We start from the raw sequence: 24,012 nt of genomic DNA, 5'->3' as shown, positions 1-24,012 counted from the left end.
GTCCGGGGACACGGACAGGGCGGGGGCCCGGTCGGCTCACGCCGCGAACGGCGGAGCCCCGCCGGATCGACCGGCGAGGCTCCCTGACGCGGACGGGTGACTAGTCGACGTAGCTGATGAGGAAGGGAAGCCTCTGGTTGCCGTCCTCGACGACACCGATCTTTCCGTTGGGGTGGAGGACGACGTTGCCGTTGTCGTAGTCGTCGCCCTTCCAGGAGTAGATCCAGGCCGGGCCGTCGAGGTACTTGGCGGCGCTGTCTCGCCACACCTCGGAGGGGATGTCGGCCAGTTGGTGCCCCTTTCCCTGTGAGGCGGCGAAGACGCGGGCCTCCTCGCGGGTCTTCTTGAAGTCCTTGCCGTACCAGTACAGGTGGTAGGTGCCCTTGGTCCGCCCGGCGGTGTCGGCCTTGGCGCCGTCGACGGTGATGGGGATCTGTACCAGCTGTTCGGTCATGGCTGTACTGCCTCTCGTCCTGGGGATGCATGCGGGAGCACCACCCCCTCACTGTTACCTAGAGCTACATATCCGTTACGGAAGGTAGCGAAACAGTGGAGAGGACAGCCAGGTCACCCGCGAGGGAGGACGCGGCCCCGGCGCCGAAGTCTCAGGGCCGGGAGCTTCAGGGCCAGGAAGTCTCAGGCCGGGGGCTTCAGGGCCAGGAGGAGTCCTGCTCGGGGTCTCCGCCCTCGGAGAGCAGTTTCACGTCGGACTCGACCATCATCGCGACGAGTTCCTCGAACGGGACGGAGGGCTCCCAGCCGAGCTGGACACGGGCCTTCTTCGGGTCGGCGCAGAGCAGGTCGACCTCGGCGGGGCGGTGCAGGGACTGGTCGGTGACCACGTGACGCTCCCAGTCGAGGCCCGCGGCGGCGAAGGCCGCCTCGACGAGCTCGCGCACCGTGTGCGTGCGCCCCGTGCCGATCACGTAGTCCTCGGGACGCTCGGCCTGGAGCATCAGGTGCATCGCGCGCACGTAGTCGCCCGCGTAGCCCCAGTCGCGGCGGGCCTCCAGGTTGCCGAGCCGGAGCTCGTCCGCCAGGCCGAGCTTGACGCGGGCGACGCCGAGGGAGACCTTGCGGGTGACGAACTCGGCGCCCCTGCGCGGCGACTCGTGGTTGAACAGGATTCCCGAGACCGCGAACATCCCGTAGGACTCCCGGTAGTTCTGAGTGAGGAAGTGCCCGTACGCCTTGGCCACGCCGTACGGCGAGCGGGGGTGGAAGGGGGTCACCTCGGTCTGGGGCGTCTCCCGGACCTGGCCGAACATCTCGGAGGAGGACGCCTGGTAGAACCTGATCTGCCCCGAGCCCGCCGCCGTCCTCGAGGAGGAGATGCCGGAGCAGACGCGGATGGCCTCCAGCATGCGCAGCACGCCCATCCCGGTGACCTCGCCGGTGAGCTCGGCCTGCTCCCAGGACATCGGCACGAACGAGATGGCGCCCAGGTTGTAGACCTCGTCCGGCTGGACCTTCTCGACGGCGGAGATCAGCGACCCCTGGTCGAGGAGGTCGCCGCGGACGAGCCGGACGTCCTGCAGGAGCCTGCGGACCCGGGAGACGCGCGGGTTGGCCTGTCCCCTGACCAGGCCCCAGACCTCATAGCCCCGCTCGAGCAGGCACTCGGCCAGGTAGGAACCGTCCTGCCCGGTGATACCGGTGATCAGTGCGCGCCTGGCCAACGCGTCCTCCTCGCTTGTGGACGGGGCTCCCGCCCGGCTGTGTGCCGTGTGACGGCGAATGTACCGCCACGCCCGGGGATGGGCACGCCACTGACCGCCGCAACACTAGAACAGGTTTCACCGAACACCGCTCGGTTACCCTAATGCCGCAGTTCGCGCACTGTAAGAGTGATTTTAGGAACAATTCCACATCGGGTGGAAGAGACCTACCGAATGGTAGGGTCCGAATACTAAGGTCATCTTTCACGGTACCTGTCCCCTTCCGGACAGGGTGAGGAAGGGGTTGCCGTGTCGGGTGCGGACGCACTGCGGGTGGCTCTGCTGTCCTACCGCAGCAAGCCGACCTGCGGTGGTCAGGGTGTCTACCTGCGCCATCTCAGCCGCGAGCTGGTCGCCCTCGGACACCACGTCGAGGTCTTCTCCGGCCAGCCGTACCCCGAGCTCGACGAGGGCGTCATCCTCAACAAGATCCCCAGCCTGGACCTGTACAGGGACGAGGACCCCTTCCGCACTCCCCGGCTGAGCGAGTACCGCGACTGGATCGACCTGCTGGAAGTCGCGACCATGTGGACGGCCGGGTTCCCCGAGCCGCTGACCTTCACCCTGCGCGCCCGCCGCGAGCTGGCCAAACGCGTCGGCGACTTCGACGTGGTGCAGGACAACCAGACCCTCGGCTACGGCCTGCTCGACATCCAGAAGCTGTTCCCCGTGGTCGGCACCATCCACCATCCGATCAGCGTCGACCGGCGGATCGAGCTGAAGGCCGCGCCGCCGCGCAAGAAGCTCTCGCTCAGAAGGTGGTACGGCTTCGTCAGGATGCAGGCCAAGGTCGCGCCCAGGCTGAACCCGATCCTCACCGTCAGCGAGTCCTCCCTCGCCGACATCCACCGCGACTTCAACGTGCCCCAGGCCAACATGCGGCTCATCCCGCTCGGCGTCGACACGCGCTACTTCCACCCCCGTCCCGAGCTGCCCAAGCGGCCGGGCTCGATCGTCGCCGTCGCCAGCGCCGACTCCCCGATGAAGGGCGTCGCGACGCTGCTGCGGGCGGTCGCCAAACTCGCCACCGAACGCGACGTGAACCTGACCGTGGTCAGCAGGCCGACCCCCGGCGGCCCCACGGAGAAGCTGGTCTCCGAGCTGTCCCTGCACAACCGGGTGAGGTTCGTGCACGGCATCTCCGACACCGAGCTGGGCGAGCTGATCGCCACCTCGGAGATCTCGGTCGTGCCCTCCCTCTACGAGGGTTTCTCGCTGCCCGCCGTCGAGCACATGGCCTGCGGCACCCCGCTCGTCGCGTCGCGGACCGGAGCGCTTCCCGAGGTCGTCGGCGACGCCGCCGTCCAGGTCGCCCCCGGCGACCCCGAGGAGCTGGCCTCGGCGCTGCGCCGCCTGCACGACTCGCCCGAGGAGCGGGCGGCCGTCGGCAGGAGGGGCTACGACCGGGTCATGGAGCGCTACACCTGGCGCGTCGTCGCCCAGCGGACCGTGGACGCCTACCGCGAGGCCATCGCGGCACGCGGCGCCAAGTGACCGATCACCCCTGACAGACCAAGTGACCGATCACCTCTGACAAGGAGCGGCAAGTGCTGACCGTCGACTTCGACCGGCTGCCCGTCGGCCCCGGCACGCGAGTTCTCGACCTGGGCTGCGGCGGTGGACGGCACGCGTTCGAGGTGCTGCGCCGGGGCGCCGACGTGGTGGCCTTCGACATGGACGCCGGCGAGCTGGAAGGCGTGGCGAACATGTTCACCGCGATGGACAAGGCGGGCGAGGTGCCCGCGGGCGCCACAGCCGAGACCGTGACCGGTGACGCGCTGAGGATGCCGTTCGAGGACGCGAGCTTCGACCGGGTGATCGCCGCCGAGGTGCTGGAGCACATCCCGGACGACATGGCCGCGATGCGGGAGATCTTCCGGGTGCTCAAGCCCGGCGGGCAGGCCGCGATCACGGTGCCGAGCTTCCTGCCCGAGCGGATCTGCTGGGCGCTGGACGAGGACTACCACACCGCCCCCGGCGGGCACGTGCGCATCTACACGCTGGCCGAGCTGAGCGCGAAGCTGAAGTCGGTCGGCATGGAGGTCGGCACGCACCACCACGCCCACGGCCTGCACGCGCCGTACTGGTGGATCAAGTGCGCGGTCGGCGTGAACAACGACGACCACCCCGTCGCCAAGGCCTACCACGAGTTGCTGGTCTGGGACATCATGAAGCGCCCCGCCGTCACCCGGATCGCCGAGTCGCTGCTGAACCCGCTCATCGGCAAGAGCGTGGTGCTCTACGTCCGGAAGCCCGCATGACCTTCGCGACACCGGCGGGGCGCGACGCGCGCCCCGTTCCCGGAGAACGTTCTCCGGCCGGGCGTCCGACCTCGCGCGTGGCGGATGGGGAACACGGGAACCAGACCTCCCGTGCGGCGAAACAGGAGCGGTGAGCGACCGGTGAGGTGGGAGCAGGTCGTCCAGACCGCCCAGAGCATCGCGGCCGTTCAGGAAGCCGACGGCGGCGTCCCGTGGCCCGAGGGGCACGTGGACGCGTGGAACCACGTCGAGTGCCTGATGGCCATGAGCGTGGCGGGGCTCACCGGGCCGGTCCGCAGAGGCTACGACTGGCTGGTCCGCACCCAGCGGGCCGACGGGGCATGGCCGATGAAACTGGTCGGCGGCCGGGCCGTCGAGCACAACGGCGAGTCCAACCACGCCGCCTACGTCGCGGTCGGCGTCTGGCACGAGCTGCTCGTCACCGGGGACACCGGCTTCGCCCGCGAGATGTGGCCGGTCGTCAGGTCCGCCCTGGACTTCGTGGTCGAGCTGCAGACCACCCGGGGGGAGATCCTCTGGGAGCGCGCCGCGGACGGCGCCCCCGCCGGGTACGCCCTGCTGACCGGCTGCTCCTCCATCCACCAGGGACTGCGCTGCGGCGTACTGCTCGGCGAGCGCCTCGGCGATCCGCAGCCCGACTGGGAGCTCGCGGCCGACCAGCTCGGCCACGTGCTCGTCGCCCACCCCGAGGCGTTCGCCGACAAGAGCCGTTTCTCGATGGACTGGTACTACCCGATCCTCGGCGGCGCGGTGCGCGGTCCCGCCGCCGGAGCGCGGCTCGCCGAGGAGTGGGACACCTTCGTCGAGCCTGGACTCGGCATCCGCTGCGTCTCCGACCAGCCGTGGGTGACGGGCGCCGAGTCGTGCGAGCTGGTGCTCGCCCTCGACGCCGTCGGCGACCGGGAACGGGCGCTGCGGCTGTTCGCCGACATGCAGCATCTCAGGCACGAGGACGGCTCCTACTGGACCGGCTGGCAGTTCGTGAACGGCAAGCACTTCCCGCACGAGCGCTCCGCCTACACCGCCGCCGCCGTGGTGCTCGCCGCCGACGCGCTGGACGGCCACACCCCGGGCGCGGGCGTCTTCAGGGACGCGGGCGGATACGCCACCGACCGCCCGACGGCGGCCTGCGGCTGCAGCCACGCCGGTTCACGCGCCTGAGCCCCGGCGGGTCCCTGCGGTTTCTTTGCCAGGGACCCGGAGGAAGGTGCTTGAAAGGCCGGAGGACGGCTCACTACGTTCGGGCCTGTGAGCGATGCGGAGGGCAACGGAGGAGTGGCTCGGAGCGACCGCCTCGAGGCGGCGCCCGTCGCGGAGGAAGCTCTCGTCCCCGGCACGGTCAAGGCTCCCCCGCGAACGCCCGGGGACGCCCCTCGGCGGACGCCCGAGGAGGACCGGGAGAAGAGCCCGGAGAAAAGACCGGAGAAGACCTCGGAGAAAGTCCCGGAAGAGTCCCCCGGAACGCCCCGGGGGGAGGACCCGGCACAGGACGTCTCAGGACGTGTCTCCCGAGACCTCTCCGCGCGCCCCCTGGAGAACAGGAACGCGGACGGGACGCCCTCGCGGAGCGCCTCGGGGCATGTCACGCCTGCCGTGGAGAACGGACACCCGGACGGAACTCCCGAACCGGTCATGGGCCGGGCGTCCGGGCCGGTCACGGACGAGACGTCCGAACCGACCGCGAACAGGGCGTCCAGGCCGCTCACGGGCGAGGCATCCGAGGCGGCCACGAGGGCGTCCAGGCCGCTCACGGGCGAGGCGGCCACGAGGGCGTCCGGGCCGGTCACGGGCGAGGCGGCCACGAGGGCGTCCGGGCCGGTCACGGGCGAGGCGCCGGAGCCGGCCGTCCGGCCCCGGTGCGCTCCCGCGGAGCTGGCGCTGACCAGGCCGCGCGGGCTGGCCGGCCTGCTGTGGCAGGATCTCGGCCAGGCCGGGTTCGGGGTGCGGCGCTTCCGCCTCGGCCAGGCCCGTCCCCGCCTCGAAGCCGCGGGACAGGCGTGCCTGGCGGGTTACAACGCGGTGGTCGCGGGTGAGGCCGAGCGGATCGACGACCTCGAGGAGGAGCTGCGCGGCTTCGCGTACGAGGGGGCGGGCATGGCCTGCGCGACCCTCGACGTGCTCACGGTCACCGGCGGCAGGCGGCTCAGGAGCCTGCTCAGCGGGCAGGGCATGCGCCACCCGCACATGATCCACCTGGGCGTCGGCTGGGCGTACGCCCGGCTGCGCATGCGCCCGATGTGGGGCATCCGCTCGGTGCATCCGCTGCTGCGCTGGCTGGCCTTCGACGGCTTCGGCTTCCACCAGGGCTTCTTCGCCTCGGACAGGACCGTCGGACGGCAGCGCACCGCCGGGCTGCTCGACCGGACCCGACGGGCGATCTTCGACCAGGGGGTCGGCCGGATGCTCTGGTTCCACGAGTGCGCGGGCGTCGACGACGTCATCCTGCGCGTCGCGGAGTTCCCCCCCGGCCGCCGCGCCGACCTGTGGAGCGGCGTGGGCCTGGCCGCGGGGTACGCCGGCGGCGCGGACGCCCACGAGCTGGAACGGCTGAGCGTGGCGGCGGCCGAGGACGGCTTCCGTGCCCACCTCGTGCAGGGCACGGCCTTCGCCTGCGCCGCCCGCCTGATCTCGGGGAGCGTGCCCGAGCACACGGCCGTCGCCGCGTCCGCGCTGTGCGAGGTCGACGTGGAGGAGGCGGGCCACTGGACGGACACGGCGCTCATCGCCCTCGGCCACAACGCGCACAGCGGCGACCACTACCAGGCCTGGCGGGCGGGGGTCAGGAAGGCGTGGGCGAGGCGCAACCGCGACTCGTGACCGCGGCCGACGGACCACGGCCAGGATCGGGACCGAGACCGGGACGTGGGTCGGGACCGGGATCGGGAGGTGGGTCGGGACCGGGATCGGGAGGTGGGTCGGGACCGAGACCGGGACGTGGGTCGGGACCGGGATCGGGAGGTGGGTCGGGACCGAGACCGGGACGTGGGTCGGGACCGGGATCGAAGCGGGACTGGGATCAGGACCGGGAGCAAGGTCGACCTGCGGCCGGGCGGCCCATGACGACACGGTTCACGCCACACGGCCCATGCCGCACAGCTCATGCCACACAGCTCATGCCACACAGCCCGTGACCACAGTTCGGGGGAGCATTGGGATCCACACCGGGGGTTCGCAGGCACACGGCGGGAATCCTGGCCCTGGCCGCCGTCACCGCCGGATGGGCGCTGACCGGGGCCCCGACGGGCGCGTACGGCGGGCCTGCGGGCGACGCGGCGGGGGCGTCCACGGCGTGGGCGAAGGCGCGTGACGGAACAGGCGGGAGGCCGGACGGGAAGGCGGAGGCACCCGGCGGGGAGGTGGGGGCGTCCGGCGGGGAGCCGAGGGGGACGGCCACGGGTTTCTCCTTCGTCGCGGCCCCTCTGGGCCCTCCGGACAGGCCGGGCGACCGGCGGCTGCGGCCTGTCGCCCCCGGCTACGAGAACGTCAGGGCCTGGGTGTCCGCGACGGGCGCGGCGGTCGCGCTGTTCGACGTCGACGGGGAGATCGTCTCCGACGACGTCTGCCTGGTCGACCCGCGCCACGACACGGTGACGGTGAGCCCCGCGCCCGGCACGCGCAGGAGCTACCGGCCGTTCACACTGGCCGCGCCCGGGCGCGGGCCGCACGAGGCCCCGATGGGGTGCCTGCCCGCCGATCTCGACCAGGACGGCGCGCAGGACCTGGTCGTCTACTACTGGGGCCGCTCCCCCTCCCTGTTCACACGGGTTCCCGGGACGCCGCCCTCCGGCGCGGCCTTCCGGCACCGCGACCTGACCCGGAAGCCGGAGATCTGGAACACCGCCGCCGCGGCGGCCGGCGACTTCGACGGGGACGGCCGTCTCGACCTGGTCTTCGGGAACTACTTCCCCGACGGCGTCAGGGTGCTGGACGACAGCCGCGACCGCGGCGACGCCGTCATGCCCGGTTCGCTGTCGAACGCCGGGGACGGGGGTCTCGACCGGCTGTACCTCGGCAGGGGGGACGGCGCGTTCGACGCGGCGGCGGAGGCCTTCGACGAGGTCGGCGGCACGGGCTGGACGCTCGCGCTGGGCGTCCAGGACCTGGACGGCGACGGGCGTCCCGAGCTGTACGTGGTCAACGACTTCGGCCCCGACAGGCTGCTGGTCAACGAGTCGGAGCCCGGCGAGATCCGGTTCCGGCAGGCGTCGGGAACCCGCTACCCGACCACACCCAGGTCAGCCGTCCTCGGCGAGGACTCCTTCAGGGGCAGGGGGGTCGCCTTCACCGACCTCAACGCGGACGGCGCGCCGGACGTCCTGGTCGGCAACACCTCGGAGCCCGGCGGGGCGTACGAGCGCGGCCTCGCCTTCGTCTCCCGCCCTGACGAACCCGTCGCCGACGGGCTCCACGACGGCGAGGCGCCGTACGACGACCACGCCGAGGAGTTGGGGCTGAGCCGTGCCGGCTGGTCGTGGGACGTCAAGGCCGCCGACTTCGACAACGACGGCGGCGACGAGGTCATGTACGCGACCGGATTCGTCAGGGGCGGGACCGACCGGCTGGCGCGGCTGCGGGAGGCGGCGATGTCCAACGACCTGGCCGTCTCGGACCCGGCGCTGTGGCCGGGCGTCAGGGCGGGTGACGACCTGGCGGGACACGACGCGAACGGCTTCCTCACCAGGGACGCGCAGGGGCGTTACGTCGACGTGGCGGGCCCCGCCGGGGTCGGCGCGGACACCGTCAGCCGGGCCTTCGCCGTCGGCGACGTGGACGACGACGGACGTCTGGACTTCGCGGTCGCCAACCAGTGGGCGGCGTCCGCGCTGTACCGCAACCACGGCGTCACCGCCCCCTTCGTCGGCCTGCGGCTGCGCCTGCCCGCGGGCCGGTGCGGCGGCGTCACAGGCGGCATCACGGGCACCGCCACAAGCACCACCACGGGCGCTGTCACAGACGGCGTCCCAGGCACCGCCACGAGTGCTGTCACAAACGGCGCCCCAGGCACCGCCACGGGCGCTGTCACAGGCGCTGTCACAGGCGGCGTCCCGAGCACCGCCACAGGCGCTGTCGCGGACGGCTCCTCGGCGTTCCCCGGCTCTTCCTCCACGGGACGCCTCGTCAGGCCCGGCCCCGCTTCCGCCAGGCCGCCCCTGACACGTCCCGCCGTCGGGGCCGCCGCCAGGGTGCGCCTGCCCGGCGGGGTCACGCTCGCACGACAGCTCTACCCCTCCGGCGGGCACAACGGCGTCTCCGCGCCCGAGCTGCTGTTCGGCCTCGGGGACGACGCGGAGGGCGGGCCCGTCCCCGTCGAGCTGTCGTGGCGTGACGCCTGTGGCGTCCCGCGCGCCGCCTCGATCTCCCTGGAGCCCGGCTGGCACCACCTTCTCCTGACCGACGGGGGCGTGGCGGAGATGGAGCGGCCGTGACCGCCACGCCCGGACACGCCACGGCGTTGCGCCGCCTGGCGGCCACCGTCACCGGGACGACCGTCCTCGGGCACTGTCTGCTGGGCTTCGAGCAGCCCTTCCTGGCGCCGTTCGTCGGGGCGCTCACCGGGGTGACCGCCGAGCTCGCGCTGGAGACCGCAGACGCGTGGGCGGTCGGCCGCCCGCCCCGCTACCTGGGCGGGCGGCTCGGCCGGACGGTCGACTTCCTCCTGCCGTCGTACGTCGACGGCCTGCTCTGCGCGATGCTGCTGTACGGCCAGGCCCACCTGACGCCGGTCGCGCTGGCCGTCCTGATCGGGGTCGGCGGCCGGTACGCCCTGCGGGTCAGGCCTTCCGCCCGGACGGGTCCACGGGCACCGCGGGCGTCCCACGGGTCGCGCTCGGGAACCGGCGGCGACGCGCCCGGCGTGCCCTACATGAATCCGGTGGCTCTCGGCGTCGCCGTCGTCCCGCTGCTGTTCCCGTGGGTCGGCGTCGTGCCGCCGCACCAGTTCACCGCGTGGGTCTCCGGCCCGTTCGACGTGATCGTGCCGCTGGCCGTCCTGGCCCTGGGGCTGCGGGCGCACGCGGGGCCGGGCGGGCGGCTGCCGCTGATCCTGGGCTGGGCGGGCGGGTTCGTCCTGCAGGGCCTCGTCAGGGGCGCGCCGGGTGACGTCCCGACGATCGGCGCCCTGCTGCCGATGACCGGCGTGCTCTTCGTCCTGTACACCTGCTTCGTGCTCCCCGACCTGGGGACGACGCCGCTCGCGCCACGTCACCAGGTGGTGTTCGGCCTGACGGCCGCGGCGGTCTACGGGCTGCTGGCGGGCTCTCACGCCGACTTCGCGCTGCCGCTGTGCGTGGTCGTCGTCTGCGCCTGCCGAGGCGCGCTTCTGGCCGTGCGGGGCCGTCTGCGCCCCGGCGACCGGACCGGCCGGGCCGGTCAGCCGATGCCGGGGCCGACCCGTTCCAGAACCCGCAGGGATCCCTCCTGCCTGACCTCCCGGAACGCTCCGGAGGCCAGGACGCGCAGGTAGACGCGGTAGGGCGCCTGCCCGCCCGTCCCGGGGTCGGGGTAGACGTCGTGGAAGACCAGCGCCCCGCCCATGATGACGTGCGGCGCCCATCCCTCGTAGTCCTTGGTCACCGGGTCCTCCGAGTGGCCGCCGTCGATGAAGAGCATCGCCAGCGGGGTGTTCCACAGCCCCGCGACCCGTTCGGAGGCGCCGACGATCGCGATGACCTCCTCCTCGAGGCCCGCGGCCGCGATCGTGCTGCGGAAGGTGGGCAGCGAGTCCATCTTCCCGAAACGGGGGTCCATGAGGGTGGGGTCGTGGTGCGGCCAGCCCGGCTGGATCTCCTCGGAACCCCGGTGGTGGTCGACGGTGAGGACCACGGAGCCCGCCTGCCTGGCTCCCGCGCCGAGGTAGACGGCGGACTTCCCGCAGTAGGTGCCGATCTCGCAGATCGGACCGCGCGGGCCGTACTCGACGGCCGTCTCGAAGAGTGCGAGCCCTTCGGCGTGGGGCATGAAACCCTTGGCTCGTTTGGCGGCGTGCACCAGGTCGGCGGGCATGGTCGCGTTGCTCATCGGAGCAGGCTACCCGTACCGAACAATATTCCGAACGGCCCTTGCCCACCCTGGTGCAACGTGTTCTACTTTTCTCCGTGAACCAGCGCGCCCGCATCTCCATGTCCGAGGATGAGATCACCGCTTTCATCGGTGAGTCACGGAAACTCCAGCTCGGCACTATCAACCCGGACGGAACACCGCATATGGTGACCATGTTTTACGGGCTGACCGAGGGGAGGATTTCGTTCTGGACCTACGGCAAGGCCCAGAAGACACTCAACATCCAGCGGGACTCCCGGGTGAGCTGCCTGATCGAGGCCGGAGACGAGTACTCCGACCTGCGCGGGGTTCTGGTGTACGGCGTCGCCAAGCTGGTCGACGACTCGGAGGGCATCCTGGAGGTCGGGACGAACGTCGCCGAGCGGATGGCCGGAATGCCCGACTCGCCGGAGCTCCTGGCAGAGTATGTCGCCTACACCGGCCGCAAGCGGGTCGCCTTCGTGGTGGAGCCGACCCGAGTGATCTCCTGGGACCACCGCAAGCTCGCGACCCCCGCATAGGAGGCTCACATGAAGGTCAAGGTCGACTACCTGGTGTGCGAGGCGAACGCGGTCTGCACCGGACTCGCCCCCGAGGTCTTCGAGCTCGACGACGACGACCAGCTGCACGTGCTGCTGCCCGAACCGCCGCCGGAGATGCTGGACCGCGTCCGGCACGCCGTGCGCTCCTGCCCGAAAGCCGCCCTCTCCCTTGAGGAGAGCTAGGAAGGGATCCCCATGCGTGGTGCGCTCCTGCACGCCGTCGGTGACGACAGGCTCGACATCCGCGACGACCTCACCCTCGCGCCCGTGGGTCCCGCGGACGTCCGCGTCAGGATCAGGGCGACCGGCGTGTGCCACTCCGACCTCTCGGTGATCAGCGGCGTGCTGCCCATGCCGCTCCCGGTCGTCCCCGGCCACGAGGGGGCGGGCGAGGTCGTCGAGGTCGGCGAGCACGTGACCACGCTCAGCCCCGGCGACCACGTGATCGTCAACTGGACCCCGGCCTGCGGCAGCTGCTCGAACTGCCTGGTCAACCAGCCCTTCCTGTGCATGACGTACATGATGGACAGCTTCGTCAACGCCCGTTTCCGCTACGGCGGCGACGTCCCGGCGTTCGGCATGGCCGGATGCGGCACCTGGGCCGAGGAGATCGTCGTGCCCTGGCAGGGCGCGGTCAAGGTCGATCCCGAGGTGCCCTTCGAGGCGGCGGCGCTGATCGGCTGCGGCGTCACGACCGGCGTCGGCGCGGCGTTGAACACCGCCCGCGTCAGGCCCGGCTCGACCGTCGCGGTCGTCGGCAGCGGCGGCATCGGACTGTCGGTGATCCAGGGCGCCCGGATCTCCGGCGCGACCACGATCCTGGCGGTCGACCCCCTGGAGTCCAAGCACGAGCTGGCCCTGAGGGTGGGCGCCACCCACGCCGTCACGCCGGACGGGCTCCCCGACGCCCTCCGCACGCTGACCGGGGGACGGGGGTTCGACTACGGCTTCGAGGCCGTGGGCAAGTCCGCCGCCATCATGACCGCCTGGCGCGCGACCCGGCGCGGCGGAGACGTCATCGTGGTCGGCGCGGGCGCGGCGGACGACATCGTCCCGCTGAGCGCCTTCAACCTGTTGTTCGAGGGCAAGAACCTGCTCAGCTCGCTGTACGGCGGAGCCGACGTCAGAAGGGACTTCCCGTTCCTCGCCGAGCTCTACAGAGCGGGCAGGCTCGACCTGGAGACCATGATCAGCGCCCGCATCGGGCTCTCCGACCTCAACGAGGCGGTGGCCGCGCTGAAGGGCGGCGAGGTCCTGCGCCAGATCGTGGTCTTCGACTGACCGAGCCGCCGCCCGGCTTCCGGCGACCGCGCTCCCGGCCGGTCGCGGCACCCGGCTCACGCCTCTCGACGGGTCGCCGGCTCCGGGTGACCGCGGTCTCCGGCCGATCCCGGCCCTCGGCCCGGCCGACCGGCCTCTCATCAACCCGGTACGGCCCACGTCCCCGCCACGATCGACGGACGCGGGCCGTACCGGCGCATCCGCCCCCCACCGGGTGGATGCGAGTCCTCAGATCACCGGTCCCCCGCCCCATGCGCGTGGGGCGGGCGGCGATCGGAGCTCTTCCAGGGCGGGCCGCCGTCCTGCGCTAGGCGGGCCGCCGCTGCGGCGTGTCCCCGTCCTCGGCGTCGTCGGCGAGCGCGGCGCGGTAGTCGCTCGGCGCGCAACCGTAGATCCGGCGGAAGGCCCGGCTGAAGGAGGCCGCGTCCGAGAAGCCCCATCGGGCGGCGATCGAGCTGACCCTGTCCGCGCGCAGGTGCGCCGTCGACAGCTCGCGACGGCAGCGGTCCATGCGCCGGGTCCGCACGTGGGCGGCCACGGTCATGCCGGCCGAGTGGAAGATCCGGTGGAGCTGGCGCACCGAGACGTGGTGGGCGTGCGCGATGACCGCCGGCGACAGGTCGGGCCGGTGCAGGTTGCGCTCGATCCAGTCCGTGATGCACTGCAGCAGCTCGGCGCCCGCGCCGGGAACCGGCGAGTCGCCGCTGAGACGCTCGCTCAGCGCGCAGGTCACCATGTTGACGATGGCCTCCCCGAGATACTGGCCGTGCGGGCCGTCCACGGAGTCGCCCTCAGCGGCCAGTGCCGTCAGGAAGGAGACGGTCATCCTTCCCGGCCCCTGCCTGCTGGCGAGCAGCGTGCCCGCGAGATCCGCCACGTGGGCGGCGGGAAGCGGTATGGCCGAGCGCGGCACCGTGAGCGCGAGCAGGTGGTGGGCGTCGAGAACCAGCTCGATCGGGCGGGTGAGGTCGTAGAAGACCAGGTCACCGGCGGTCGCGACGACGCGGCGACCCGCTTGCTCGACCACTCCCGAGCCCCGCAACAGCAGGCAGAACTTGTAGTGCTCCCTGTTCCCCCTGGTGATGTGCCGCGCGGCGCGGCTGACCACGTGCGCGGGGGCGCGTACGTCGCTGACCTGGACGGGGCCGAGGGTACGGCCGACGATGCGGCCGGCGAACCCCCCGGTGTCCCCGGCCCGCAGCTGTAGCGGGCCGAAGGCGTCCGACACGACATTACGCCAGAGGTCGACCTGCTCCCTGGGGGGAACGCCGGCCGTACTGACGAGTGTGGGCATGACGCTCTCCTCGGCGTTAAGAGGCGATGACCCTAGCTTCACCCCCACTCCCCGTCCGGTGGCAATCCCATTCGGATCCAACATCACGTTATGCCCGGCGCGACATGACAAAGGCTTGGCGCAGAGAGTCAACCTTTCCAGTCAGTGAACTCGATATACACATCTGGAACCGTGCGCACCCCCCAGCACGGCCATCACATCTCCGAAGGAGAACTCTCGATGAGCGAGATCCCCCGCACCCCCGAAGAGGAGCTGGAGTCCGGCCTCAGCCGCAAGCAGTTCGTGACGGCGGTCGGCCTGGGCGCGCTCGCCGCCCCCGTGGTCGCGGGCGCCGCCGCGGGGCCCGCCGCCGCCTCGCTGCAGGGGCGCACCGAGCCTCTGGCCTGCACTCCCGGCAGCTCCACCACCATCGCCCAGACGGAGGGGCCGTACTTCAAGCCCAACTCGCCCCTGCGCAGCAACATCGTCCCCGCGGGCGCTCCCGGGACCAAGCTCACGGTGAGCGGCCGCGTCTACAGCCGGTCGTGCAAGCCCCTGGCGCAGGTGCTGCTGGACTTCTGGCAGGCGGACAACGCCGGCACCTACGACAACACCGGCTTCCGGTTCCGCGGCCATCTGTTCACCGACGCCAACGGGGCGTTCACCCTGACCACGCTCGTCCCCGGCCTATACCCGGGCCGGACCCGCCACATCCACGTCAAGCTGCAGGCCCCCAACCGACCGATCCTGACCACGCAGCTCTACTTCCCCGGCGAGCCGCGCAACAACACCGACACGATCTACGACCGGCGTCTGCTCATGAACGTGCAGACCGTGCCGGGCGGCCGCACCGCCACGTACGACTTCGTGCTGAACGTCCCCTGACAGACCGCCTGACCTCCTGAAGGCGCCCTCAGGCCGGCCGGGCCGCCGATCCGCCTCCCCCGTAGCAGGGCGAAGCGGCGGCCCGGCCTCCGCGGCGGGACGCCGTAAGGCGCAGGCCGGCACCCCGCCAGAGCACGTCAGGGCACGTCAGAGCATGTCAGGGCACGTCAGAGCATGGCCCTCAGGGAGGCGCTCGCCTGCTCGCCCAGAGCAGTCGGGGTGAGATAGGGCTGCTCGGCCATGATGGCGTCCCAGTTGTCGCGCACGTCCTCGACGGTGTGGTCGTCCTGCCGCCAGCCGGGCCCCTCCGCGACGAAGACCCGGGCGATCCGGCCGCCGCCGACGGTGAAGACCTCGCCGCTGACCTCGCAGGACTCGTGCGCGAGGAACGCCACCAGGGCGCTCACCCGCTCGGGGGCGAACCTGGTCTCGAACTCGGCGGGGAGCACCGACTCGGTCATGCGGGTCCAGGCGACCGGCGCGATCGCGTTGACTTTGATCCCGGCCCTGGCTCCCTCGATCCCCAGCGTCTTGGTCAGCCCCACCAGGCCCATCTTGGCCGTCGAGTAGTTGGCCTGCCCGAAGTTGCCGAACAGCCCCGAGGGCGAGGACGTGTTGACGACACGGCCGTAGCCCTGCTCCTTGAGGTACGGGAACGCCGCGTGGCTGACCAGGAACGAGCCGCGGACGTGGACGGCGATGACCTGGTCGAACTCCTCGACGGTGATCTTCCCGAATGACCTGTCCCGCAGGATGCCCGCGTTGTTGACGACGATGTCGAGACGTCCGAACGAGTCGATCGCGGCCCGCACGACGGCCCTCGCCCCCTCCGGCGTCGCGATGTCGTCGGTGCTGGCGACCGCCTCTCCGCCGTTCTCGACGATCAGTCCGACCACGTCGGCGGCGGGCCCCGCGGAGGCGCCGCTGCCGTCCAGGGCCCCGCCGAGGTCGTTGACGACCACCTTGGCGCCGCGCTCGGCCAGCGACAAGGCGTGCGAGCGGCCGAGGCCGTTCCCCGCGCCGGTGACGACCGCGACCCTGCCGTCGAACCGCAGCTCTGACATCCGGACCCTCCGTTGAGAACATAGTTCTGTTTGCCTGAACGATAGCTTGCCCGCCCCCGCAGGGGCCATGATGTTCACACCCTGGCGGCCGCGGCGTTCACGCCCTCGACGGCCCGGTGTTCCATGCCACCCAGGGGCGCGGGGGAAACGACAGGATGTCGGACCGTCGCGGATAGTGATCGAGCATGTGAGTTTCTGTTAAAGTTTTTTGCCCCTACCGGGCGAGGGTCGACCTGACACTCCTCCCTGCAAGGCCCTGCCCAAAGATCCGGGCTGGAGGCCCACCATGCCCTCACCGCCGCCCCTCCGCGTGGTCCAGTGGGCCACGGGCGCCGTCGGCAGATACTCCCTGCGCAACCTGATCAACCGGCCCGAGTTCGAGCTCGTCGGGGTGCTCGTCTACGACCCGGACAAGGTGGGCCTGGACGCGGGCCCTCTCGTCGGACTGCCGGAGACCGGCGTCGTCTGCACCGACGACGTCGACAGGATCCTCGCGCTGGAGGCCGACTGCGTGCTGCACATGCCGCTGCCCGCCTCCTACTTCGGCGGGGATCCCTCGACCGACGTGGAGACGATCTGCGCCCTGCTCGCCTCGGGCAAGAACGTCGTCACCACGACCGGCTTCGTCTACCCCCGATGTTACGGTCCCGCCGTGGTGGGACGCCTCGAGGCCGCGTGCCTGGCCGGAGGCGCCTCCCTGCACGGGACCGGCATCAACCCCGGCTTCATGAGCGACATGCTCCCTCTCGCGCTGACCGGCCTGTCCAGCCGGATCGACCACGTCTACGTCCGGGAGTCCTCCGACTTCCGCGGCCACCCGTCCCGCCAGATCGTGGTCGACCTGTTCGGGTTCACCCGTTCCGCCAAGGACTACGCGGCCGCGGTGCGCCCCTTCCGCGCCTTCCAGCGCTCGCTGTTCGCCGAGAGCGTCCAGTTCGTCGCGGGCAACCTCGACGTGGCGCTCGACGAGGTCGAGGAGAGCGACGAGTTCGAGCTCGCCTCCGAGGAGTTCGAGATCGCCGCGGGCCTGGTCAGGGTCGGCACCGTGTGCGCGTCCCGGTGGACCTTCAGCGGACTGGTCAGGGGCCGCCCCTTCATGACCGTCGAGTGCGTCTACAAGGCCGACGCCACCAAAGTCAGCCGCTGGTCCGATCCCGGTTTCACCATCCACATCGAGGGCGTCCCGCAGATGACCGTCACCGTCGACGAGATCTCCCACGGCCTGGCGGGCGCGGCCGCCCACGCCGTCAACGCGGTCGCCGCCCTCTGCGCGGCCCCGCCCGGCATCCGCACCCTTCTCGACCTGCCCCTCGCCACGGGGCGGGGCACCGTACGGCTGGCCTGATCCCGCGGGCCCGCCGACGCCCGGAGTCAGACGGTGGGGACGCCCCGGGGAAGGGGCGTCCCCACGCGGTCAGGCGTGCGGGGTGAAGCGGCCGAAGCGGCCCCGGTGGTAGAGCAGGGGGCGGTCGCCGGAGACGAGGTTGGTCTCGGTGACGAGACCGACGACGAGGACGTGGTCGCCTATGTCGACGGTCGAGTGGGGGGCGCAGACCAGCTGGGCGGAGACGCCGCCCAGCAGCGGGACCCCCAGGGGGCCGGGCCGCCACTGCGTCGGGGCGGCGAAGCGGTCGACGCCCTTGCGGGCGAAGCGGGAGGCCAGTTCCGCCTGGTCGCTGGCCAGGACGTTCACCGCGAAGTGGTCGGCCTGCCTGAGCGAGGGCCAGGTGGTCGAGGACTGGTCCACGTAGAAGGAGACCAGTGGCGGCGAGAGGCTGACCGAGGAGAAGGACGTGGCCGTCAGGCCGACCGGGACTCCCTGTGACTGCGCGGTGATCACCACGACCCCGGCCGCGTGGACGGCCAGGGCCTGCCGGAAGCGCTCCGCGTCGACCGCACGGCCTGGCAGGGTCTCGGTCATGACTCCTCCAGTCGGCGCTCGTCGTTCGGGTGCCGGCGGTCGCGACGCTCGTTCGGGGACTGGCCGGAGACGGCGGGGGTGCCGTGCCCGCCGGTCACCTCGCTCCGCTCGGTCACTTCTCCTCCTCAACGGCGTAAAACGCACTTATGGTCGGCAACCCATTAATAACGCCATCTCTTCCCGATTTCATGCCAGAGCTCCCGTGGTGATCGCCGCGGCGACCTGCGGGCCGACCCGGTCGGCCCATCGGGCGAGGACCGCGTCCAGATCGGGGATCTCCGACTCGACCAGCGCCAGCCCCGGCGTGGGAACCGTGGCGCCCAGCTCGACCAGCAGCGGCCTGAGGTGGACCTCGGCCGCCAGGGCGTGCCTGGCGTCGCCCATCACCAGCAGCGGGAGGGCGACCGTCGAGGCCAGGGCGCCCCCCGGCAGGCGGTCGAGGAAGACCTTCAGCAGACCCGTGTAGGTCCCCTTGTAGGTCGGGCTCGCCACGACCAGCACGCTCGCCTCCGCGACCAGCGCCAGCGCCGCCTCGACCTCGGGTGATCTGTCGGGAGCCAGCAGCAGGGGCGCGAGAACCGACAGGTCCACGACCTCTCCCCGCCCCTCTTCGTGCCCCTCGCGCCCGATCCGCCTGGCCACGGCCTCGGCCGCCTGTACGGCGACCGCGTGGGTGCGCGATCCGGTCCGCGGGTTGCCCACCACTGTCACGATGCTCATGAAGCCACCGATACCTTCTGCTTGAACTGCTCGAAACGGGACGCCGGTCGCGCCAGACCGTAGTTCTGGCGCAGCGTGCGGCCTTCGTACTCGGTGCGGAACAGGCCACGGACCTGCAACTCGGGCACGACGTGGTCGACGAAGTCCGCCAGGCCGCTCGGCAGGACAGGCGGCATGATGTTGAAGCCGTCTGCCGCGCCGCTGGTGAACCATTCCTGGATCTGGTCTGCGATCTGCTCGGGGGTCCCGGTGACCACCCGGTGCCCTCGGCCTCCCGCCAGGCGGCCGACCAGCTGTCGCAGGGTCAGCCGCTCGCGCCTGGCGAGGTCGGTGACGAGCTTGAACCTGCTCTGCTGGCCGTCGGCGGGCTGGGTCACCTCGGGAAGGGGCGCGTCCAGCGGATGGCCGGACAGGTCGACGCCGAGGATGTTCGACAGCTGCTGCACGCCGTACTCGGGGATGATCAGCTCCTCGAGCTCCCGTTCCAGGGCGCGGGCCTCCCGCTCGGTCGAGCCGATGATCGGCGAGATGCCCGGCAGGACCAGCAGGTCGTCGTCGCGCCTGCCGTACCGGCTGAGGCGGGACTTGAGGTCGGCGTAGAACTCCTGGCCCTCCTGGAGGGTCTGCTGGGCGGTGAACACGGCCTCGGCGAAACGGGCGGCGAACTCCTTTCCGTCCTCCGAGGACCCGGCCTGGACCAGCAGGGGATGGCCCTGCGGCGGGCGGGAGGTGTTCAGCGGGCCGCGGACCCGGAAGTGGGCGCCGACGTGGTCGAGGGTGTGGATCCTGCCGGTGTCGGCGTAGGTGCCCGTGTCGCGTTCGTTGAGGATCGCCCCGTCCTCCCAGCTGTCCCAGAGCTTGGTGACGACCTCGAGGAACTCGGCGGCCCTGGCGTAGCGGTCGCCGTGGGCCGGGCGTTCGACGCCGAAGTTGTGCGCCTCCGCCTCACTCGCCGAGGTGACGATGTTCCACCCGGCCCTGCCGCCGCTGATGTGGTCCAGCGAGGCGAACTTGCGCGCCACGTGGAACGGCTCGTTGTAGGTGGTCGAGACGGTCGCGATCAGGCCGATGTGCTCGGTGACCGTGGCCAGCGCAGCCAGCAGGGTGAGGGGTTCGAGGACGCCGAGCGCGTTGTGCCTGACGTTGCCCCACAGGGCCAGCCCGTCGGCGAGGAAGACCGAGTCGAGTCTGCCCCGCTCGGCGATCCTGGCCAGCTCCTGGTAGTGGCGGACGTCGGCGATCGCGGCCGGGTCGGCGCGGGGGTGCCGCCAGGCGGCCTCGTGGTGGCCGACCCCCATGAGGAAGGCGTTCAGGTGAAGCGTGCGCTCGGTCATCAGGAGGTCCTCCACGTCGAGAAGCGGCGCTCCAGACGGACGAGGAGCTGGTTGAAGGCGAGTCCGAGCACCGAGATCGTGATGATCCCGGCGTACATGTCAGGCACCCGGAAGTTGAACTGCGCGTAGTTGATGAGGTAGCCGAGACCGGCCTTCGCCCCGACCATCTCGGCGGCCACCAGCACCAGGATCGAGTAGGCCCCGGCCAGCCTGACGCCGGTGAAGACCGTGGGCACCGCGGCCGGAAGGATCACCTTCTGGAACAGCCTGAGCGGCCTGAGCCCCATCGATCTGGCCGACTTGATCAGCAGCGGGTCCACCCCCTTCACTCCGGCGATCGTGTTGAGCAGGATCGGCCACGCGCAGGCGTACAGGATGATCGAGATCTTGGAGGTCTCGCCGAGCCCGAGGATCAGCACGAACACCGGGAGCAGGGCGAGCGCCGCGGTGTTGCGGAACAGTTCGAGCAGCGGGTTGAGGAGGTCGGCCAGCGGCTTGTACCAGCCGATCAGCAGACCCAGCGGGATGGCGACGACGATGGCGAGGGCGAACCCGGCCAGGGAGCGGACCAGGCTGGCCTGGGTGTGGTCGAGCAACTGGCCGGAGAGCAGCAGGTCCCACCAGGCCACCACGACCTCCGACAGCGGCGGCAGGAAGGTCGGGTCGACCGCCTCCAGCCTCGGGAGGACCTCCCAGAGCGCGGCGAGCGCGGCCACCGCGACCGTGCGCCTGCCCACCGCGACGGCCGCGCGCGCCGAGCCGCGAAGCAGGCGCAGCGCCGTTCCCGGGCCTGCGTCCCCCTGCCGGGAGGCCTCGGCGACGGCCTCCCGCAGGACGTCCGGGACCGGCGCCGAGGGATGGGACGCCCCCTGGGAGGCGGCTGAGGGGGTGCGTGCGGCGGAGGCGCCGGCGGAGACGCTAGCCAACGGAGACCGCCTCCTCGGCCCTGGCCGCCGCGACCTCGTCGCGGAGCAGCGTCCACACCTCGTGGCGGTACTCGCCGAAGCGCGGGTCGGCCCGCAGGTCGCCCTCACGGGAGTCGAACTCGACGTCGAGGATCCGCTTGATCCGGCCCGGCCTGGACGTCATGACCGCGACCCGCTGGCCGAGGTAGACGGCCTCGTCGATGCCGTGGGTGATGAACAGCACGGTCTTGCCGGTCTTCTGCCAGATCCGCAGCAGCTCCTCCTGGAGCGACTCGCGGGTCTGCGCGTCCAGCGCGGCGAACGGCTCGTCCATCAGAAGCACGTCCGGGTCGAAGGCGAGGCTTCTGGCGATGGCCACGCGCTGGCGCATGCCTCCTGACAGCTCGTGCGGGTAGCGGTCCTCGAACCCGCTCAGCCCGACCAGGTCGAGATAGGAGCGGGCCCGCTCCGCGCGCTCCTTCCTCGGCACGGCCTTGGCCTCGAGCCCGAACTCGACGTTGGACAGCGCCGTGCGCCAGGGGAACAGCGCGTACTGCTGGAAGACGATGCCCCTGTCGAGTCCCGGCCCCTCGACGGGGACGCCGTCGAGGAGGATCCTGCCCGTGGTCGGCGCGGCCAGCCCGGCGAGCAGGTCGAGGAGGGTGGACTTGCCGCAGCCGCTCGGGCCCACCAGGGTGAGGAACTCCCCCGCTCGCACGTCGAGGTCGACGTCGTGGAGTGCGGTGAACGGCCGCTCCGCGCCTCGGACGCGGAACTCCTTGCCGACCCCCTGGAACCGGATCTTCACGAGGTGCCTCCGAACGGGTTGTAGGCGTTGGTGAACAGGTCCTGGGCCTTGATCTGGCCCGGCTTGATCTCGCCCTCGCGCTCGAGCCAGTCGATCCAGGTCTGGAACTCCTTGGCGTCGATCACGCCGCCCTTGTTGGCGACCCCGCTGCTCTTCCAGAACTCGATGGCGGTGGCGTCCTCGCTCCGCCCTCGTTTGGCGATGATCTCCTTGGCCTTGGCGACGTACTCCTCCCGCGAGTGGGTCTGCGTCCACTCGACGGCCCTGGCGACGGCGTCGACGAACTTCTTGGCGGTGTTCGGGTTCTGTTTGACGAACCTGTCGGTGAGCACGTAGCTGCCGGCCGTGAAGGGGCCGAACAGGTCGACGTCCTTGAACAGGGGGTGGATGCCGCCGCGCTTCAGCGCCTTGTCGCGGAGGATCCCGCTCAGCGCGGCCACGTCGATCTGGCCCTGGCGGAGCGCCTGCTCGGTGTTGACCGGGGGCACGACGGTCAGCTCGACCTGCTTGATCTCCTCGGGGGTCAGGCCGCCGCGCTTGAGGTACTCCTTGAGCACGGCCTCCAGGTGGGCGCCCAGGGTGTTGACCCCGATCCGCTTGCCGATCAGGTCGCGCGGACCCTTGATCGGCGAGCCGTCGGCGACGAAGTAGCCGATGTAGCTGTCCTCGTCACTGCCGTAGTAACCGACGACCGCCTTGACGGGGGCCTTGGCGGCGGCGAGCTTGATGATGGCGCCGTTGAAGGCGCCGCCGAAGTCGGTCTGACCGGTCGCGGCGGCCTGGATGTCCTGCGGGCCGGAGATCGTGTTGCCGATCCACTTGAGCTTGACGGGAGCGAGGTAGCCGAGGTCCTCCGCGAGTTCCGGGAAGGTGACCGCGCCGACGTTTCCCTGGTAGCGAAGCTCCAGGGTCTCCGGCTCGCCGGGTTTGGCCGCGGCCTGCGCCCCGCAGGCGGTGAGGCCCGCCACGAGCAGCGCGACGAGTGGGACGTTTCTGAACTTGATCACGAGTTGCGTCCTGAAGTATGGAGGAGGGACGGGGAGTCGATTCGTGATCACGGACACTGAGCGCTGAACACACGACAGAAGTCGACATGTGCGCACCGGGTCAGATAAAGGCCCATACCGGAGAAGCTACGCACCCCTCCACCCTAAGTCAATATTTCCTACTTGTTTTACATGAAACAGTGGGGCGAAAATATGTGAGGGCCTCCCACCAGGGGTTACCCGGGAGACCCGGTCGAGCGCCGCCGAGACCGGCCCGGGAACCGAACCATGTTCCGCCCCCGATCCCGTACGGTCGAGACATGAAGCTGGGAAGCGAGATCTCCTCCGCAGGGCGCTTCGTCCGACAGCCGAACCGGTTCACCGCGCGGATCGAGCAGGGCGGCGAGCACCCTCCCGAGCCGGGGCGCTACCACCTCTACGCCTCCTACGCCTGCCCGTGGGCGCACCGCTCGCTCATCGTGCGCGAGCTCCTCGGCCTCCAGGACGTCGTCGGCGTGACGATCGTCGACCCCATCAGGGACGAGAAGGGCTGGCGCGTCCCCGGGGGCGACCCCGTCACCGGCGTGGAGTACCTCTCGGAGCTGTACCTCGCGACCGACCCCGGCTACGAGGGCCGCCACACCGTGCCCTGCGTCTGGGACGTCACGGCGGGACGCCTGGTCACCAACGACTACCCCCAGATCACGCTCACCCTGGAGAGCGCCTTCGCGCCGTGGCACGCGGAGGGCGCGCCCGACCTCTACCCGTCCTCGCTCCGCGAGGAGATCGACGCCCTGAACGAGGTGATCTTCGACGGGCTCAACAACGGCGTCTACCGCGCGGGGTTCGCCACCTCGCAGGGGGCCTACGACGAGGCGGTGACCGCCGTCTTCGCCACACTCGACCTGCTGGAGGAACGGCTGGCCCGGCGCGCCCACCTGCACGGCGACGCGCTCACCGAGAGCGACGTGCGGCTGTACCCGACGCTCGCCAGGTTCGACGCGGTCTACCACTCCCACTTCAAGTGCTCCGTCAGGCGGCTGGTCGACTACCCGGCCCTGTGGGCCTACGCCCGCCGCCTGTACGCCCTGCCCGCCTTCCGTGACACCACCGACTTCGACCAGATCAAGCGGCACTACTTCGTCACCCAGAGGAACGTCAATCCGAGCGGGATCGTCCCCCGGGGACCCGAGATCGACTGGACGGCGCCGTGAGGCCGGGCCCCGTGCGGGCGGGACGCCCCCCGGCCACGCGG

General features: G+C 71.2%; 23 protein-coding genes and 1 pseudogene. 13 read left to right on the top strand and 11 right to left on the bottom strand.

Annotated elements, in window-relative coordinates:
• Positions 1–100 precede the first annotated feature (100 nt).
• A complete protein-coding gene (locus PKF00_RS31595) occupies positions 101–454 on the bottom strand; it encodes a hypothetical protein (protein WP_271221347.1) in 354 nt (117 codons plus the stop codon).
• A 196-nt stretch (positions 455–650) separates the two neighbouring features.
• Entirely contained in the window at positions 651–1,679 is a 1,029-nt protein-coding gene (locus PKF00_RS31590) for a GDP-mannose 4,6-dehydratase (protein ID WP_271221346.1), read from the bottom strand.
• Between the two features lie 288 nt (positions 1,680–1,967).
• Here PKF00_RS31590 and PKF00_RS31585 point away from each other — a divergent pair, with 288 nt between their 5' ends.
• From PKF00_RS31585 to PKF00_RS31560, 7 genes and pseudogenes are all read left to right on the top strand, one after another.
• Positions 1,968–3,212, top strand: coding sequence for a glycosyltransferase family 4 protein (locus PKF00_RS31585; protein WP_271221345.1), 1,245 nt, complete (start codon positions 1,968–1,970; stop codon positions 3,210–3,212).
• 53 nt (positions 3,213–3,265) lie between these two features.
• On the top strand, positions 3,266–3,979 hold the full coding sequence (locus PKF00_RS31580) for a class I SAM-dependent methyltransferase (protein ID WP_271221344.1): 714 nt from the start codon (positions 3,266–3,268) through the stop codon (positions 3,977–3,979).
• 141 nt (positions 3,980–4,120) lie between these two features.
• The gene (locus PKF00_RS31575; protein ID WP_271221343.1) at positions 4,121–5,161 is read left to right on the top strand and encodes a prenyltransferase; all 1,041 of its coding nucleotides are present in this window, start codon (positions 4,121–4,123) and stop codon (positions 5,159–5,161) included.
• Between the two features lie 87 nt (positions 5,162–5,248).
• A complete protein-coding gene (locus tag PKF00_RS31570) occupies positions 5,249–6,817 on the top strand; it encodes a DUF1702 family protein (protein ID WP_271221342.1) in 1,569 nt (522 codons plus the stop codon).
• Positions 6,818–6,856: 39 nt separating this feature from the next.
• Positions 6,857–7,060 (top strand): annotated as a pseudogene (locus PKF00_RS45240) (bacteriophage T4 gp5 trimerization domain-containing protein); the annotation flags it as partial.
• A gap of 89 nt (positions 7,061–7,149) precedes the next feature.
• Complete coding sequence (locus PKF00_RS31565; protein ID WP_271221341.1) at positions 7,150–9,426, top strand: CRTAC1 family protein; 2,277 nt, start codon at positions 7,150–7,152, stop codon at positions 9,424–9,426.
• Positions 9,423–10,463, top strand: coding sequence for an enediyne biosynthesis protein UnbU (locus tag PKF00_RS31560; RefSeq protein ID WP_271221340.1), 1,041 nt, complete (start codon positions 9,423–9,425; stop codon positions 10,461–10,463). Before PKF00_RS31565 ends, PKF00_RS31560 begins: the two co-directional genes overlap by 4 nt.
• Here the strand turns inward: PKF00_RS31560 and PKF00_RS31555 are convergent.
• Positions 10,370–11,017 (bottom strand): class I SAM-dependent methyltransferase, encoded by a 648-nt coding sequence (locus tag PKF00_RS31555; RefSeq protein WP_271221339.1) that lies wholly within the window; start codon positions 11,015–11,017, stop codon positions 10,370–10,372. The two genes, PKF00_RS31560 and PKF00_RS31555, sit on opposite strands and share 94 nt — an antisense overlap.
• 101 nt (positions 11,018–11,118) lie before the next feature.
• Here PKF00_RS31555 and PKF00_RS31550 point away from each other — a divergent pair, with 101 nt between their 5' ends.
• The 3 genes from PKF00_RS31550 to PKF00_RS31540 are packed head-to-tail and all read left to right on the top strand — an operon-like array spanning position 11,119 to position 12,861.
• A complete protein-coding gene (locus PKF00_RS31550; protein ID WP_271221464.1) occupies positions 11,119–11,559 on the top strand; it encodes a pyridoxamine 5'-phosphate oxidase family protein in 441 nt (146 codons plus the stop codon).
• Positions 11,560–11,568: 9 nt separating this feature from the next.
• Positions 11,569–11,763 (top strand): ferredoxin, encoded by a 195-nt coding sequence (locus tag PKF00_RS31545; RefSeq protein ID WP_271221338.1) that lies wholly within the window; start codon positions 11,569–11,571, stop codon positions 11,761–11,763.
• Between the two features lie 12 nt (positions 11,764–11,775).
• Complete coding sequence (locus PKF00_RS31540) at positions 11,776–12,861, top strand: alcohol dehydrogenase catalytic domain-containing protein (protein WP_271221337.1); 1,086 nt, start codon at positions 11,776–11,778, stop codon at positions 12,859–12,861.
• Between the two features lie 307 nt (positions 12,862–13,168).
• Here the strand turns inward: PKF00_RS31540 and PKF00_RS31535 are convergent, their stop codons facing one another.
• Positions 13,169–14,155 (bottom strand): AraC-like ligand-binding domain-containing protein, encoded by a 987-nt coding sequence (locus PKF00_RS31535; RefSeq protein ID WP_271221336.1) that lies wholly within the window; start codon positions 14,153–14,155, stop codon positions 13,169–13,171.
• A gap of 219 nt (positions 14,156–14,374) precedes the next feature.
• Between PKF00_RS31535 and PKF00_RS31530 the strand changes: the two genes are divergently transcribed.
• Entirely contained in the window at positions 14,375–15,019 is a 645-nt protein-coding gene (locus PKF00_RS31530; protein ID WP_271221335.1) for a dioxygenase family protein, read from the top strand.
• A gap of 167 nt (positions 15,020–15,186) precedes the next feature.
• On the opposite strand, the gene PKF00_RS31525 is transcribed toward PKF00_RS31530, so the two are convergent.
• Positions 15,187–16,083 (bottom strand): SDR family oxidoreductase, encoded by an 897-nt coding sequence (locus PKF00_RS31525; RefSeq protein WP_271221334.1) that lies wholly within the window; start codon positions 16,081–16,083, stop codon positions 15,187–15,189.
• A gap of 286 nt (positions 16,084–16,369) precedes the next feature.
• Here PKF00_RS31525 and PKF00_RS31520 point away from each other — a divergent pair, with 286 nt between their 5' ends.
• Complete coding sequence (locus tag PKF00_RS31520; RefSeq protein ID WP_271221333.1) at positions 16,370–17,428, top strand: NAD(P)H-dependent amine dehydrogenase family protein; 1,059 nt, start codon at positions 16,370–16,372, stop codon at positions 17,426–17,428.
• A 69-nt stretch (positions 17,429–17,497) separates the two neighbouring features.
• On the opposite strand, the gene PKF00_RS31515 is transcribed toward PKF00_RS31520, so the two are convergent.
• The 6 genes from PKF00_RS31515 to PKF00_RS31490 all read right to left on the bottom strand — a co-directional run bounded on the left by PKF00_RS31515 (position 17,498) and on the right by PKF00_RS31490 (position 22,778).
• The gene (locus PKF00_RS31515; RefSeq protein WP_271221332.1) at positions 17,498–18,004 is read right to left on the bottom strand and encodes a flavin reductase family protein; all 507 of its coding nucleotides are present in this window, start codon (positions 18,002–18,004) and stop codon (positions 17,498–17,500) included.
• A 186-nt stretch (positions 18,005–18,190) separates the two neighbouring features.
• Complete coding sequence (locus PKF00_RS31510) at positions 18,191–18,724, bottom strand: NADPH-dependent FMN reductase (RefSeq protein WP_271221331.1); 534 nt, start codon at positions 18,722–18,724, stop codon at positions 18,191–18,193.
• Entirely contained in the window at positions 18,721–20,058 is a 1,338-nt protein-coding gene (locus PKF00_RS31505) for an LLM class flavin-dependent oxidoreductase (protein ID WP_271221330.1), read from the bottom strand. Before PKF00_RS31505 ends, PKF00_RS31510 begins: the two co-directional genes overlap by 4 nt.
• Positions 20,058–20,984, bottom strand: coding sequence for an ABC transporter permease (locus PKF00_RS31500; protein ID WP_271221329.1), 927 nt, complete (start codon positions 20,982–20,984; stop codon positions 20,058–20,060). Before PKF00_RS31500 ends, PKF00_RS31505 begins: the two co-directional genes overlap by 1 nt.
• Positions 20,977–21,771, bottom strand: a complete 795-nt coding sequence (locus PKF00_RS31495; protein WP_271221328.1) for an ABC transporter ATP-binding protein — start codon at positions 21,769–21,771, stop codon at positions 20,977–20,979. The genes PKF00_RS31500 and PKF00_RS31495 overlap by 8 nt, the downstream gene beginning before the upstream one ends.
• Positions 21,768–22,778, bottom strand: coding sequence for an ABC transporter substrate-binding protein (locus PKF00_RS31490; protein ID WP_271221327.1), 1,011 nt, complete (start codon positions 22,776–22,778; stop codon positions 21,768–21,770). Before PKF00_RS31490 ends, PKF00_RS31495 begins: the two co-directional genes overlap by 4 nt.
• A 299-nt stretch (positions 22,779–23,077) precedes the next feature.
• On the opposite strand from PKF00_RS31490, the gene PKF00_RS31485 reads away from it, so the two are divergent.
• Positions 23,078–23,971 carry a glutathione S-transferase family protein gene (locus PKF00_RS31485; RefSeq protein ID WP_271221326.1) on the top strand — a complete coding sequence of 298 codons (894 nt, stop codon included), beginning with the start codon at positions 23,078–23,080 and terminating at the stop codon, positions 23,969–23,971.
• Positions 23,972–24,012 lie beyond the last annotated feature (41 nt).

The sequence above is a fragment of the Streptosporangium carneum genome, assembly GCF_027922005.1.
Lineage (GTDB): Bacteria > Actinomycetota > Actinomycetes > Streptosporangiales > Streptosporangiaceae > Streptosporangium > Streptosporangium carneum.
This window is presented reverse-complemented; position numbering and strand designations above follow the sequence as displayed.